This is a genomic window from Pseudomonas sp. P1_A1 (genome assembly GCF_056406935.1).
Genome location: NZ_JBFTZE010000012.1, coordinates 1 through 14,036 on the forward strand (window position 1 = coordinate 1; position 14,036 = coordinate 14,036).

General features: G+C 57.8%; 15 protein-coding genes. 9 read left to right on the forward strand and 6 right to left on the reverse strand.

What is annotated here, in order from left to right:
* Positions 1 to 367: 367 nt before the first annotated feature.
* Positions 368 to 1,567: a tyrosine--tRNA ligase gene (gene tyrS / locus AC1D2Q_RS18490; protein WP_477814120.1), complete on the reverse strand. Its 1,200-nt coding sequence runs from the start codon at positions 1,565 to 1,567 to the stop codon at positions 368 to 370.
* 210 nt (positions 1,568 to 1,777) lie between these two features.
* Between tyrS and AC1D2Q_RS18495 the strand changes: the two genes are divergently transcribed.
* Together AC1D2Q_RS18495 and AC1D2Q_RS18500 are read left to right on the forward strand one after the other, a co-directional pair.
* Positions 1,778 to 3,196: a peptidoglycan DD-metalloendopeptidase family protein gene (locus AC1D2Q_RS18495; protein WP_477814121.1), complete on the forward strand. Its 1,419-nt coding sequence runs from the start codon at positions 1,778 to 1,780 to the stop codon at positions 3,194 to 3,196.
* Between the two features lie 3 nt (positions 3,197 to 3,199).
* Positions 3,200 to 4,291, forward strand: coding sequence for an anhydro-N-acetylmuramic acid kinase (locus tag AC1D2Q_RS18500; RefSeq protein ID WP_477814122.1), 1,092 nt, complete (start codon positions 3,200 to 3,202; stop codon positions 4,289 to 4,291).
* Between the two features lie 73 nt (positions 4,292 to 4,364).
* Here the strand turns inward: AC1D2Q_RS18500 and erpA are convergent, their stop codons facing one another.
* Positions 4,365 to 4,715 carry an iron-sulfur cluster insertion protein ErpA gene (erpA, locus tag AC1D2Q_RS18505; protein ID WP_007906865.1) on the reverse strand — a complete coding sequence of 117 codons (351 nt, stop codon included), beginning with the start codon at positions 4,713 to 4,715 and terminating at the stop codon, positions 4,365 to 4,367.
* A gap of 168 nt (positions 4,716 to 4,883) precedes the next feature.
* Positions 4,884 to 5,918 carry an N-acetyl-gamma-glutamyl-phosphate reductase gene (gene argC, locus AC1D2Q_RS18510; protein ID WP_007941665.1) on the reverse strand — a complete coding sequence of 345 codons (1,035 nt, stop codon included), beginning with the start codon at positions 5,916 to 5,918 and terminating at the stop codon, positions 4,884 to 4,886.
* 295 nt (positions 5,919 to 6,213) lie between these two features.
* On the opposite strand from argC, the gene hemJ reads away from it, so the two are divergent.
* The 6 genes from hemJ to coq7 all read left to right on the forward strand — a co-directional run bounded on the left by hemJ (position 6,214) and on the right by coq7 (position 10,807).
* Positions 6,214 to 6,645: a protoporphyrinogen oxidase HemJ gene (gene hemJ, locus AC1D2Q_RS18515; protein ID WP_258698822.1), complete on the forward strand. Its 432-nt coding sequence runs from the start codon at positions 6,214 to 6,216 to the stop codon at positions 6,643 to 6,645.
* 33 nt (positions 6,646 to 6,678) lie between these two features.
* Positions 6,679 to 7,647: an NAD(P)H-dependent flavin oxidoreductase gene (locus AC1D2Q_RS18520; RefSeq protein WP_477814123.1), complete on the forward strand. Its 969-nt coding sequence runs from the start codon at positions 6,679 to 6,681 to the stop codon at positions 7,645 to 7,647.
* Positions 7,648 to 7,738: 91 nt separating this feature from the next.
* Positions 7,739 to 8,698 (forward strand): DUF805 domain-containing protein, encoded by a 960-nt coding sequence (locus tag AC1D2Q_RS18525; RefSeq protein ID WP_019650352.1) that lies wholly within the window; start codon positions 7,739 to 7,741, stop codon positions 8,696 to 8,698.
* Between the two features lie 62 nt (positions 8,699 to 8,760).
* On the forward strand, positions 8,761 to 9,549 hold the full coding sequence (locus AC1D2Q_RS18530; RefSeq protein ID WP_018928876.1) for an SDR family NAD(P)-dependent oxidoreductase: 789 nt from the start codon (positions 8,761 to 8,763) through the stop codon (positions 9,547 to 9,549).
* Between the two features lie 80 nt (positions 9,550 to 9,629).
* Positions 9,630 to 9,968 carry a histidine triad nucleotide-binding protein gene (locus tag AC1D2Q_RS18535; RefSeq protein WP_007906873.1) on the forward strand — a complete coding sequence of 113 codons (339 nt, stop codon included), beginning with the start codon at positions 9,630 to 9,632 and terminating at the stop codon, positions 9,966 to 9,968.
* A gap of 191 nt (positions 9,969 to 10,159) precedes the next feature.
* Positions 10,160 to 10,807 carry a 2-polyprenyl-3-methyl-6-methoxy-1,4-benzoquinone monooxygenase gene (coq7, locus tag AC1D2Q_RS18540; RefSeq protein WP_477814124.1) on the forward strand — a complete coding sequence of 216 codons (648 nt, stop codon included), beginning with the start codon at positions 10,160 to 10,162 and terminating at the stop codon, positions 10,805 to 10,807.
* A gap of 93 nt (positions 10,808 to 10,900) precedes the next feature.
* Here coq7 and speD read toward each other — a convergent pair whose 3' ends face one another.
* The gene (gene speD / locus AC1D2Q_RS18545) at positions 10,901 to 11,695 is read right to left on the reverse strand and encodes an adenosylmethionine decarboxylase (RefSeq protein WP_007941658.1); all 795 of its coding nucleotides are present in this window, start codon (positions 11,693 to 11,695) and stop codon (positions 10,901 to 10,903) included.
* A gap of 238 nt (positions 11,696 to 11,933) precedes the next feature.
* The gene (locus AC1D2Q_RS18550) at positions 11,934 to 12,356 is read right to left on the reverse strand and encodes an OsmC family protein (RefSeq protein ID WP_007941657.1); all 423 of its coding nucleotides are present in this window, start codon (positions 12,354 to 12,356) and stop codon (positions 11,934 to 11,936) included.
* A 247-nt stretch (positions 12,357 to 12,603) separates the two neighbouring features.
* Between AC1D2Q_RS18550 and crp the strand changes: the two genes are divergently transcribed.
* Complete coding sequence (gene crp / locus AC1D2Q_RS18555) at positions 12,604 to 13,248, forward strand: cAMP-activated global transcriptional regulator CRP (RefSeq protein WP_018928873.1); 645 nt, start codon at positions 12,604 to 12,606, stop codon at positions 13,246 to 13,248.
* 10 nt (positions 13,249 to 13,258) lie between these two features.
* Here the strand turns inward: crp and AC1D2Q_RS18560 are convergent, their stop codons facing one another.
* Entirely contained in the window at positions 13,259 to 13,960 is a 702-nt protein-coding gene (locus tag AC1D2Q_RS18560) for a lipoate--protein ligase family protein (RefSeq protein WP_477814125.1), read from the reverse strand.
* Positions 13,961 to 14,036 lie beyond the last annotated feature (76 nt).

A 14,036-nucleotide genomic window follows, 5' to 3' on the forward strand; every position in this document is an offset into this window, starting at 1 on the left:
TTTTCTACAGCAGCCTCTGTTGCTGTCAAGCGGTTATTTTCAGAAGTTTTCAAAGTTTCCCGTAAGAAACATCAGCAACTTCAACCACTTGCGCTTCCGATCTCTCGTTAGCGGGAGGCGAATTCTACAGCGTTAGTCGCTGCTGTCAACACCTCTTTTTCTCCGCTTTCGACCGAGAAGATCGAATCGTTAATAAGGCGACAACATCCTGCCTTACCAACTCCTTCTGGCTTCGATGAACTGAAGCGTAACCGCTGTCGAAAACTGCGTAACTCGTTGTTTACCAAGGAGTTTTCCGTTTCGACTGCGCCGGAAGTGGGGCGAATTATAGACGTCTAGAATCTGCCGTCAACCCCTGATTTCAGCTTTATTCGGATTTGAGCGTAATACGCGCAAATGCCTTCTTCCCTGCCTGGCAAACGTGGGTCGCGCCCAGTGCGTATATAAAGGTGCGATCGACAACTTCACCATCTATACGCACACCACCAGAACCCAGAAGATCACGCGCCACGGCAGAGTTCTTCACCAGGCCCGCCTTATTAAGGACAGCGGCGATCGGCATATCCTCGGCAGCGGTCAATTCGACCTCTGGCAGATCATCCGGCAACTCGCCGTCTTTCATACGGTTGCCCGCCGCACGGTGAGCACTGGCCGCAGCCTCTTCACCATGGAAACGCGCAACGATCTCTTCGGCCAACTTGATCTTGATGTCACGCGGATTCGCACCTGCCTCGACGTCAGCCCGCAAGGCATCGATCTCTTCCATGGAGCGGAAGCTGAGCAATTCGAAGTAACGCCACATCAGCACATCAGGAATAGAGACCAGCTTGCCGTACATGACACCCGGCGCCTCCTGGATACCGACATAGTTGCCCAACGACTTGGACATCTTCTTCACGCCATCCAGCCCTTCGAGCAAAGGCATGGTCAGAATGCATTGAGCCTCTTGACCATAACTACGCTGCAGCTCACGCCCCATCAGCAAGTTGAACTTCTGATCGGTACCACCCAGCTCGACATCCGCGCGCAAAGCGACCGAGTCATAACCCTGAACCAGCGGATAGAGGAATTCGTGAATGGCGATTGGCTGATTGGTTGTGTAGCGCTTGTCGAAGTCGTCGCGCTCGAGCATGCGTGCCACGGTGTATTGCGAAGTCAGGCGAATGAAGTCAGCCGGCCCCATCTGATCCATCCAGGTGGAGTTGAACGCCACTTCGGTTTTGGCCGGATCAAGAATCTTGAAGACCTGAGTCTTGTAGGTCTCGGCATTCTCGAGAACCTGCTCACGGGTGAGCGGCGGACGTGTCGCACTCTTGCCGCTCGGATCACCGATCATCCCGGTGAAGTCACCTATAAGGAAGATCACCTGGTGCCCCAGATCCTGGAACTGGCGCAGCTTATTAATAAGCACGGTGTGACCCAGATGCAAATCCGGCGCGGTCGGATCGAAGCCTGCCTTAATACGTAGCGGCTGGCCACGCTTGAGCTTTTCGATCAGCTCGGACTCGACCAACAGTTCTTCCGCACCACGTTTGATCAGCGCTAGCTGCTCTTCAACCGACTTCATAACAGACCTGCAAGACTCGAATTCAAAGGGGACCAACCATACAAGATCGGGCGTCAAATACAAGTTTTGCCCGGCGCACGGACGCCAATCCACGGACAGAGCGTCCGCAGGCTTGCTTCAGAGATGATTTGGTTATATTTTATACAGTTATTTCGTCTTCATCATGTCATTCATCTTTTCCAATTCATTTTTTCAAAGTCAAAATTACTTATGACCAAAGAATCGTCTAAAGCGCCACCGCTTTACCCGAAGACCCACCTGCTCGCAGCAAGCGGTATCGCCGCCCTTCTGAGCCTGGCGCTTCTGGTATTTCCTTCCAGTGATGTTGAAGCCAAAAAGACGACCCTGAGTCTTGAACTGGAAAGCCCTGTAGAACAACTGACACAAGATCAAGACGCCGCCGACGTCGTCCAAGCCACAAATGAGCCGGCAGCCTCCCCTTTCGCGCAGATCGAAAACAGCGCCGAAGCCCCGCAGGAAACTGCCCAGGCCGCCCCCGCGCCAGTCGTCGAAGAAAAGAAGGCGCCAGGCCACAGGGAAGTGATCGTTGCCAAAGGCGACACTCTCTCGACATTGTTTGAGAAAGTCGGCCTTCCGGCCACTTCGGTGCATGAAGTGCTGGCCAGTGACAAGCAGGCCAAGCAGTTCAGCCAGCTCAAACATGGCCAGAAGCTCGAATTCGAACTCGGCCCGAACGGCCAACTGACCAATTTGCACAGCAAAGTCAGCGACACGGAAAGCATCAGCCTGACCAAGAACGACAAGGGTTATACCTTCAACCGCATTACCGCCAAGCCCACTGTTCGCACCGCCTACGTACATGGCGTGATCAACAGTTCGCTGTCGCAATCCGCAGCCCGTGCCGGTTTGTCCCATAGCCTGACCATGGATATGGCCAGCGTGTTTGGCTATGACGTCGACTTCGCCCAGGATATTCGCCAGGGTGACGAGTTCGATGTGATCTATGAACAGAAGGTCGTCAACGGCAAAGCGGTTGGCAACGGTCCGATTCTTTCCGCACGCTTCACCAACCGCGGCAAGACTTACACCGCCGTGCGCTACACCAACAAACAAGGCAACAGCAGCTACTACACGGCTGATGGCAACAGCATGCGCAAGGCGTTCATCCGAACTCCGGTAGACTTCGCCCGCATCAGCTCGAAATTCTCCATGGGCCGCAAGCACCCGATCCTGAACAAGATCCGCGCCCACAAGGGTGTCGATTATGCAGCACCGCGCGGCACACCGATCAAGGCTGCCGGCGACGGCCAGGTATTGTTGGCCGGTCGCCGCGGCGGTTACGGCAATACCGTGATTATCCAGCACGGCAGTACTTACCGTACGCTGTACGGCCACATGCAGGGCTTCGCCAAAGGCATCAAGACTGGCGGCAGCGTCAAGCAAGGTCAGGTGATCGGCTACATCGGCACCACCGGCCTCTCTACCGGCCCGCACCTGCACTACGAGTTCCAGGTCAATGGTGTGCACGTCGATCCACTGGGTCAGAAGGTAGCGATGGCCGATCCGATCTCCAAAGCTGAACGCTCACGATTCCTTGCGCAAAGCCAACCGCTGATGGCGCGCATGGACCAAGAGAAAGCCACCCTGCTGGCTTCGAGCAAACGCTAAGCCATGGCGCTCTATATAGGTGTGATGTCCGGGACCAGCCTTGATGGCCTGGACATTGCGCTGATCGAGCAAGCCCCGGCGATCAAGCTGATCGCCACGCATTACATCCCCATGCCCGAATCCCTGCGCGCCGAGCTGCTTGGCTTGTGCGCCAGCGGTCCGGACGAGATTGCCCGCTCCGCCATTGCCCAGCAAAACTGGGTGAAACTGGCCGCACAGGGCATTCATACCCTCCTCGACCAACAAAACCTCAAGCCTGGTGACATTCGCGCGATTGGCAGCCACGGCCAGACCATTCGCCACGAACCGGCGCGCGGGTTCACGGTGCAGATCGGCAACCCTGCCTTGCTCACCGAGCTGACCGGCATCACCGTGGTCAGCGACTTCCGCAGCCGCGACGTAGCCGCTGGCGGACAAGGCGCTCCATTGGTTCCAGCCTTTCACGAAGCCTTGTTTGAACAGCAGCCCGGTAACCGCGCGGTGCTGAATGTCGGCGGGTTCAGTAACCTCAGCCTGATCGAACCCGGCAAGCCTGTCGCGGGCTTTGACTGCGGCCCGGGGAACGTCTTGCTGGATGCCTGGATTCACCGGCAACGCGGCGACAACTTCGATCTCGACGGCCAATGGGCCGCCAGCGGCAAGGTTGAACCAGCTCTGTTGAATGAGCTGCTCAGTGATCCGTTCTTTGTAACTCAAGGCCCGAAGAGCACTGGCCGCGAAGTGTTCAATCTGCCATGGCTGATGCAGCATCTGTCACAGCTGCCAACCTTCGCAGCCGAAAACGTACAGGCCACACTGCTTGAGCTGACCGCCCTGACCATCGTCGAGTCATTGCAAAGCGCTCAATCGGATACCCGGGAGCTGCTGGTCTGCGGCGGCGGCGCACACAACGCCACGTTGATGAAGCGGTTGGCCAGCCTGTTGCCGAACGCGAAAGTCAGCAGCACCGCCGCTTATGGTGTAGACCCGGACTGGGTTGAAGCCATGGCCTTTGCCTGGCTGGCTCATTGCTGCCTGGAAGGTATCGCGACCAACCGCCCAAGCGTCACCGGCGCCCGTGGCCTGCGCATTCTCGGCGCCATCTACCCCGCTTGAACCTAAACCCCAGACAGCAAAACGCCGCAGAGTCCTGAGACCCTGCGGCGCTTGTTGATGCGGTGAGTTGCGATCAGATCGAGAACGAAGAGCCGCAACCACACGTGGTGGTAGCGTTCGGGTTTTTGATCACGAAACGCGAACCTTCCAGACCTTCCTGGTAATCCACCTCGGCACCTGCCAGGTACTGGAAGCTCATCGGATCGACCACCAGGCTGACGCCTTCGCGCTCGACAATGGTGTCGTCATCGGCCACTTCTTCATCGAAGGTGAAGCCGTACTGAAACCCTGAACAACCGCCGCCCGTAACGAATACGCGCAGCTTCAAGCGATCATTCCCCTCTTCATCGACCAGGCTCTTCACCTTGTGCGCAGCACCGTGGGTGAATTGCAAAGCCGTGGGGGTGAAGGATTCGACGCTCATGCTGACTATCTCCCGGCGTTACGCCGCCATAATGCGTGATGACGCGCATTATCCGCTTCTCCCAGAAAATCGGTCAACTATTGTTACGGTATATCAATCAACCCAATTGTCAGACCAGAATGCAAAAAGGCCCGTTCAACGGGCCTTTTTGCTGTGCGGGATAAAGCCTTACGGCAGCATGCCCGCATGGGAAAGACCCAGGCGCTCATCCAGACCGAAGAGGATATTCAGGTTCTGCACAGCCTGACCCGACGCGCCTTTGACCAGGTTGTCGATGACCGACAACACCACCACCAGATCACCATCCTGCGGACGATGCACGGCGATACGGCAAACGTTGGCACCACGCACGCTGCGGGTTTCCGGATGGCTGCCGGCTGGCATTACGTCGACGAACGGTTCGTTGGCATAACGCTTTTCGAACAGGGCTTGCAGATCCACCGAACGGTCCACGACAGTCGCGTAGAGCGTCGAGTGAATACCGCGAATCATCGGCGTCAGGTGCGGAACGAAGGTCAGGCCCACGTCCTTGCCCGCTGCACGACGCAGACCCTGGCGGATTTCCGGCAAGTGACGATGACCTTTTACGGCGTAGGCCTTCATGCTTTCCGACGTCTCGGAGTACAGCGAACCTACGGAAGCGCCACGACCCGCACCGCTGACACCGGATTTGCAGTCAGCGATCAAACGTGTGGTATCGGCCAGACCGGCTTCAAGCAATGGCAGGAAACCCAATTGCGTCGCGGTCGGGTAGCAACCCGGTACAGCAATCAGGCGTGCCTGCTTGATCTGCTCGCGATTGACTTCCGGCAAGCCGTAGACCGCTTCCTCCAGCAGTTCCGGCGCACCGTGCGGCTGGCCGTACCACTTGGCCCACTCATCGGCGTCCTGCAGACGGAAGTCTGCCGACAGGTCGATGACCTTGGTTCCGGCAGCCAGCAACTCACCCGCCAGGGCATGGGCGACACCGTGCGGCGTGGCGAAGAACACCACGTCGCAAGCCCCGAGGGTCTTGATGTCCGGAACGCTGAACGCCAGGCCGTCGTAATGGCCTCGCAGGTTCGGGTACATGTCGGCCACGGCCAGGCCGGCCTCGGATCGGGAAGTGATCACCACCACTTCTGCCTGCGGATGCTGTGCCAACAGACGCAGCAGTTCGACACCGGTGTAACCCGTGCCGCCGACGATACCGACCTTGACCATAAACCTGCCCTCAACGAACCCACTGGAAAGCCGTCGATGATAGGGGCCGCGCGGCCCTGCGACAACCGTCAAGGTGACGTGCGGCGGCTCATGTGTCCCGTCTCGGGCATACGTTCAAGTTTTGGCGWGTGGATTTTGTTGCCAGACAAGGCGCCGCGACGAGTCATAGCCCGCTATGGCGAGGAGCGGCAACGCAGTATGGCGACAAAAGACACCGTCAAAATTGAACAGTTATGTCCGAGACGGGACACTTTCTCTACTATTCGGGCTACCGTGAACCTGGGAATAACTAAAAATGCTTTATCTGTGGCTCAAAGCGCTTCACATCATCAGCATGGTCTGCTGGTTTGCCGGTCTGTTTTACCTGCCGCGCCTGTTCGTCTATCACGCGCAAAGCGAAGACACCGTCAGCAAGGAACGCTTCAGCATCATGGAGCGCAAGCTGTACCGGGGTATCATGGGGCCAGCAATGATCGCCACCCTGGTGTTCGGTATCTGGCTGATCAGCCTCAACCCGAGCGCCTATTTCAGCCAGGGCGCGTGGATGCACGCCAAGTTGACCCTGGTGGTGATCCTGATCGGCTACCACCACATGTGCGGCGCCCAGGTAAAACGCTTTGCCCGTGGCGAAAACACCCGCAGCCATGTCTTTTATCGCTGGTTCAATGAAGTGCCGGTTCTGATATTGCTGGCTATCGTCATTCTGGTCGTCGTCCGGCCGTTTTAAATCCAACAGACACACTCACCCGGGGTACTTCCAATGTCGCTGCCCGCTCTGCTCGAACAACGCTTGCGACTGCCGGTGGTGGCGGCACCGATGTTCCTGATCTCCAATCCTGAGCTGGTGCTCGCCTGCTCCCGTAATGGCGTGGTGGGCAGTTTCCCTGCGCTGAATCAGCGTGAAAGCAGCGGTTTCAAGGCCTGGCTGGAAGAAATCGAAGCAGGGTTGGCGACATTGGAAAACCCCGCCCCTTACGCGGTGAACCTGATCGTCCACCACAGCAATCCGCGATTGCAGGCGGACCTGGCGATCTGCATCGAACACAAAGTACCCATCGTGATCACCAGCCTCGGCGCCGTGAAGGAAGTGGTCGATGCGGTGCACAGCTATGGCGGCCTGGTGTTTCACGACGTGACGACCCGTCGCCACGCCGAAAAAGCCGCCGAAGCCGGTGTCGACGGTTTGATTGCCGTTGCCGCGGGGGCTGGTGGTCACGCCGGGACCTGGAGCCCGTTTTCGCTGATCGCCGAGATTCGCCAGTTTTTCGACAAGACCCTGCTGCTGGCTGGCTGCCTGAACCATGGCCACGAGATTCTTGCTGCGCAATTGCTTGGTGCGGATCTGGCCTACTTCGGTACGCGATTTATCGGCACCACCGAAAGTCATGCGCCTGACGCCTACAAGGAGATGCTCCTGACAGCCAGAGCCGCAGACATCGTCCATACTCCAGCGGTGTCGGGCGTACCGGCAAGCTTTATGCGTCAGAGCCTGGAGGCCGCCGGTTTCGACATGGCGGCGCTGCAAAGCAAGGGCGAGGTGGACTTCGGCTCCAAGCTCAAGCCGTTAAACGACGAAGCCAAAGCCTGGAAAACCGTGTGGTCTGCGGGCCAGGGTGTCGGGGAAATCGAGGATCTGCCGAGTGTCGACCAACTGATCGAACGTCTCGGTACCGAATACCGCAAGGCGCTGGAACTGGCGGCAGCACTGCCCAAACGCTGGCCGCGCTGACAGGAAAGTTTGGCCAGCCCAACCCGGCCAGCCTTACACTCCCTCTTGTTACACTTTCCATTACAACTCTCGCGACAAGGATGCCTCGGCCATGAGCGAAAACCGTTTCAAGATCGTCTTCGATGGTGCTTTGCTACCCGGTGTTGACGCCACCACCGCCAAGCTCAATCTCGCCGAGCTGTTCAAAAGCGATGTCGCAGCTATTGAACGCCTGTTCAGTGGCCGGACGGTTGCACTCAAACGCGACCTGTCACATGCCGATGCGCAAACTTATCTTCAGGCGCTGACGAAAACCGGCATCGATGCCCGAATTGAAGCCGAACCCTCGATCGAGCTGAACCTGTCCGACGTTCACACCAGCCCATCGCCATCGGCAGAGCCTGAGTCCCCCTACGCTCCACCGCGCGCCACCGTCGGCGAAGCGCTGCCGGAGTTCGCCACACTCAAGGCATTCAGTTTCAGTGGCCGCATCGGCCGACTGCGCTTTCTGGCCTGGACAATGGCTCTGACGCTGGTGACGTTGGGCATTGGCTCGGTGCTGGCCATTTTCGGCTTCGGCCTCATCAGCACCAACTCGACTGCCGGCCTGATTGTCGCGGGTCTGCTGGCCGTTATTCTGATCGTGATACTCGCGTTCATCAGCATTCAGTTCAGTGTGCAGCGCCTGCACGATATCGGCTGGTCTGGCTGGCTCTGGCTGTTGAACCTTGTGCCGTTCGTGGGGGGCGCTTTCCCGTTCGTGATAATGATCGTGCCGGGTAACAACACTGCCAATCGGTATGGCGCACCGCCGCCGCCCAACAGCAACGCAGTCAGGGTACTGGCTTCATTGTGGCTGGTGTTTATTGCGATCATGTTCGTTGGCGGGCTGACCGGAGGTCTCACGGCAATTCAGGATGAGTACGAAAGCGCCACTGATAGCGCCTATCAAAGCAGCTCCGTGACCACCGATGAAGTCGAAGCTGCGCCCGTCGAAGTCGACTCGGCAGCAGATTCAACCGACGATGCAGCCGAAGCGGCCCAGCCCCCTGTAGACTCTGCAAAAGAATGAACAGCGCTCCCCGCCCGTGACACCTGCGTCGCTGGCGCGGAGCTGTTGCGATGGAGAACTGCATGACCCGTTACGCTCTGATCACTGGCGCTTCCAGCGGCATCGGCCTGGCAATGGCCGAAGCGCTGGCCCGGCGCGGCCGCAGCCTGCTATTGGTGGCCCGACAGCGTGATCAGCTGGAAAGTATTGCGATTGAACTGACTCAACGTTTTGGCGTGGAAGTTTTGTTTCGTGCCTGTGACCTGGGTGAACCGTTGCGCCTGTCCGGATTTCTGCTGGAGCTGGAGGAGGGTGAGCGGCAAATCGATCTGCTGGTCAACTGCGCCGGCATCGGTACCTGTGGCCCATTCCTGGCCCAGGACTGGATGACCGAGCAGGACCTGATCGAAGTGAACATCCTGGCCCTCACTCGCTTGTGTCATGCCATTGGTAACAGCATGGCCTTGCAGGGCGGCGGGCAGATTCTGAACGTAGCCTCGGTTGCGGCGTTCCATCCCGGCCCCTGGATGAGCACTTATTACGCCAGCAAGGCTTATGTGCTGAATTTTTCCGAAGGCTTGCGCGTCGAACTGAAAAAATGCGCGGTCAAGGTGTCAGTGCTCTGCCCCGGCCCGACCCGCACGGCGTTTTTCCGCACCGCGCAACTGAACACCGACAAGCTGGGCGAGAGCAAACTGCTGATGAGCCCAGAGGAAGTCGCGCTCTATACCGTGCGCGCCCTGGAGAAAAATCGCGCCATTATCATCCCCGGTCGCCTGAATCGCTGGTTCGCCTTCCTGCCACGGCTCGGCTCGCGCTGGCTGACCCGGACAATCGCGGGCATGGTCAATAAGGCGTACTGCCCGCGCTGACCAGCCTTCAAGGTAAAAAACTGGGCTCAGGCAGGGCCCATGCGTACACTCAAGCCAGCCAAACAACGGAGAAAACAGCTGTGGATACTCTGTTCACCAAGATCATCAACCGGGAAATCCCGGCGAAGATCATTTACGAGGACGACCAGGTACTGGCCTTCCACGACATCGCGCCACAGGCCCCCGTGCATTTCCTGGTGGTCCCGAAGAAACCGGTACGCACCCTTAACGACCTCACCGAGGACGATAAGGCTCTGGCCGGGCATATTCTGTTCACCGCGCAGCGTCTGGCTCTGGAACTGGGCTGTGAAGAAGGTTTCCGGGTGGTCATGAACTGCAATGAATTGGGCGGGCAGACCGTTTATCACATTCATATGCACGTGCTGGGTCAGCGCCAGATGCACTGGCCTCCGGGCTGATTCATAAAACCGTCAAAAGATCGCAGCCTTCGGCAGCTCATACACGCTATTTCCCTGTAGGAGCTGCCGAAGGCTCGGGCCGCGTTCGGACGATCTTTTGCTTTTGCTGCAAACAGTGGAAATGACCCAGCGCAAACCCTCCCCGGCCGATTGGGTTAAACTGGCCGCCGAGATTCTTCCCGGAGGTCAGCATGACTACCCAACGTCACTACTCGCCAATTGACCGTCTTCTGCTGCAAGCCGATGCCGCGATGCGTACTTTGCTGCCCTTCAGTGGCCAGCCCTACCGTCCGTCGCCTGCCATCGTGCAGCCGGATGCACAAATGAGCGACGTGGACACCCGACACGTCGCCGGTTTGATGCGCATTAACCATACCGGCGAAGTCTGTGCCCAGGCGCTGTATCAAGGTCAAGCCCTGACCGCCAAGTTGCCGCAAGTGCGCGCTGCCATGGAACATGCCGCCGAAGAAGAAATCGATCATCTGGTCTGGTGCGAACAGCGCATCCACCAGTTGGGCAGCCACACCAGCATTCTCAATCCGCTGTTCTACGGAATGTCGTTCGGGATTGGCGCGGTGGCCGGGTTGATCAGCGACAAAGTCAGCCTGGGTTTCGTTGCCGCCACCGAGCATCAGGTTTGCAAACACCTGAACGAACACCTTGAACAACTGCCCGCCGAGGACGAAAAATCCCGGGCGATCCTTGAGCAGATGCGCATTGATGAAGAACATCATGCCGAAAGTGCGCTGGATGCTGGAGGGTTCCGTTTTCCTGCGCCGGTGAAGTTCGGGATGAGTCTACTGGCCAAGGTGATGACCAAGAGCACTTATCGGATCTGACGGTTGCGTTGTTTGATCGGGCCTTTTCGCGGACAACAGCAATGAAAAAGGCGACTACCTTGCGGTAGTCGCCTTTTTTTGTACTCGGAACTCTCAGCTCGACATGTTGCGCGCGTAGAAGATTTCGAGCATTTCGTGTTTCACACGCTCAGTCACCTGGGCACGCTGCTCAGAGGACAGGTTGCTGGTGGCGTCGCCGAACAGGTAGTTATCCAGTTCGAAGTTCTTCAACAGCATTTTGGTGTGGAACAGGTTTTCCTGGTACACGTTCACGTCGGTCATCTGGTACGCGTCGCGGGTGTCTTCGGAGAGATAGTTCTGGATCGAGTTGATCTCGTGGTCGATGAAGTGCTTCTTGCCTTCAACGTCACGGGTGAAGCCGCGCACGCGGTAATCCACAGTCACGATATCCGAATCGAACTGGTGAATCAGAAAGTTGAGCGCCTTGAGCGGTGAAATGACGCCACAGGTCGACACGTCGATGTCCACACGGAACGTCGCGATACCATCCACCGGATGGATTTCCGGGTAGGTGTGCACCGTGATGTGGCTCTTGTCGAGGTGGGCCAGGATGATTTCGGGCAACGGGCCCGGAGACTCTTCAATCTGACTGTCGGTGGGGGTCACCGGCTCTTCAGAGATCAGAATCGTGACGCTGGCGCCCTGGGGTTCATAGTCCTGACTGGCGATGTTCAGGATATTGGCACCAATGATATCGACAACTTCTGTGAGGATCTGCGTCAGGCGCTTGGCGTTGTACTCTTTATTGATGTACTCGACGTAAGCCTGTTGGTCTTGCGGGGTTTCCGCGTAGCAGATGTCATAGATGTTGAAGCTCAAGGTCTTTGTCAGGTTATTGAACCCGTGGAGCTTGAGTTTGCTTTTCACCGTTAAAAACTCTCTATGTATTGCGGGCTGGCCGCGTGATCAAGCATGCCCGTCAGATGCGAACGACGCACCTGCGTAGGACGGTTAACACCTCTTCGCGATGGCGATTTTGGTTGTCTGTTCAGGCAAGCGACCTGTCGGGTGACCGATCGCTGCCCTGAAAAAAGTGGCGCATTATGCAGACGTCAGCTATGGATCACCAGAGTCTGCACCGCTTTTATGATAGTTGAATGTCGATTCAACCGAGCTCGATAATCTCGTAGTCGTGGGTAATCGCCACGCCAGCCGCGCCGAGCATGATCGAGGCCGAGCAGTACTTCTCGGCCGACAGCTCGATGGCGCGCTTGACCTGGGCTTCTTTCAGCCCGCGGCCCTTGACCACGAAGTGCATGTGGATCTTGGTGAACACCTTCGGATCTTCGGTCGCACGCTCGGCTTCGAGGAAGGCTTCGCAGCTTTCGACGGCCTGACGCGACTTCTTGAGGATGCTGACCACATCGAAATTGCTGCAACCGCCAACACCCAGCAGGAGCATTTCCATCGGCCGGACACCCAGGTTACGACCGCCGGCATCGGGCGGACCGTCCATGACCACGACATGACCGCTGCCGGATTCACCGAGGAACATGGCTTCGCCTGCCCATTGGATGCGTGCCTTCATCGCCAAGACTCCACTGTATAAAAAAGGGTCGCCAGCTTAGCACAGGGCCCTTGATTGGCAGCGCTTCGCCTTCCTAGGACATAACCGTATGCGTCGTAGGTAAATTCTCGAATCTTGAAGGAATGTGTCTGTTAAGCTGACGCCAATTCACTGGCGCTTAGCCAGCTTTGTAGTGAACAAAAAACCCAGGCTTCACCAGCCCCCTACAAAAAACAAACATACCGTGCAGTCTTTTCGGGATACAACCATGGTTGCTATTACCCCCATATCCAAAATCAAGAACCTCGACAAACTGTTGATGCACTGCCAGCGCCGTCGCTATGCCGCCAAGAGCAACATCATTTGTGCCGGCGACCGCTCGGACACGTTGTTCTTCATCATCAAGGGTTCGGTGACCATCCTTATCGAGGATGACGACGGCCGTGAAATGATCATTGCCTACCTCAACTCCGGCGACTTCTTCGGTGAACTGGGTCTGTTCGAGCAAGCCGGGCTGGAACAGGAGCGCAGCGCCTGGGTTCGCGCCAAAGTCGAATGCGAAGTCGCAGAAATCAGCTACGCGAAATTCCGCGAGTTGTCTCAACAGGATCCAGACATTCTTTACGTGCTCAGCGGACAAATCGCACAACGCCTGCGCAATACCACGCGCAAGGTCGGCGACCTCGCATTCTTCGACGTGACCGGCCGCGTTGCGCGCTGCCTGCTGGAGCTGTGCAAGCAGCCAGACGCCATGACCCACCCGGATGGCATGCAGATCAAGGTGACCCGCCAGGAGATCGGCCGGATTGTCGGTTGTTCCCGTGAGATGGTCGGCCGCGTGCTCAAGGATCTGGAAGAACGCAACCTGGTCGACGTCAAAGGCAAGACCATGGTGGTCTTCGGTACGCGCTAGGCTTGAAAACTCAGGCGGCGAACATCTGTGCCAGCATTTGCCGGAAGAGTTCGTCGAGACGTGCCAGCGCGTCTGGCGCCGTGAACTTCTCATGCAGGCCGATGTGGCTTTCGGCACGCACCCGCTGCTCCAGACCGCAAGCTTCATTGAAGCGATTGACCGCAGCGACCATCGATTCGCGCTCGTTATCCAGCAGCATTGCACCATGCACCAGTCCCACCGGACGCTGACCGCCCTGACTCTGGCGCCAGCGCTGAGCAGTGCCGACCATCTTGCGCCCATCCAGATTGACGTTGAAGCGGCCATCGCAAAACGCGCCGTCGATTTCGCCAAGCGACGAAGTGCCGCCCAGCTCATCCAGCAACTGACAGATCGGATCGCACAAACGCCGGTAACCGGATTCGATACGGTTTAGATCACCTTCGCTGCGCGGTGGCGCATAGACCAGCGCGATGTTGAGGGTCGATGCCGATTGCGGCACCGGCTCGCCGCCAGTTTCACGCAGTAGTACCGGCCAACCCGCCGCCGCTGATACCTCGCACGCCGCCTCGAAACCCGGTAAGCGATTCAAGCGCCGCGGCATGACCAATGCTCGATCACTGGGTTGCCAGAACAACAGACCGAACTCTGAATCGCCAGCGCAGACTGAGGCCAGCAGATCCTGCTCGGCAAGCAGGCCGGCTTCGATGGTCAGAGAGGTTGGCTGGGACATGGATGACTCCGTAAGACATGAAGTCCTTGGGGCGCTTGATGACCTCTTCGCGGGCAAGCCCGCTCCCACAGGGGAT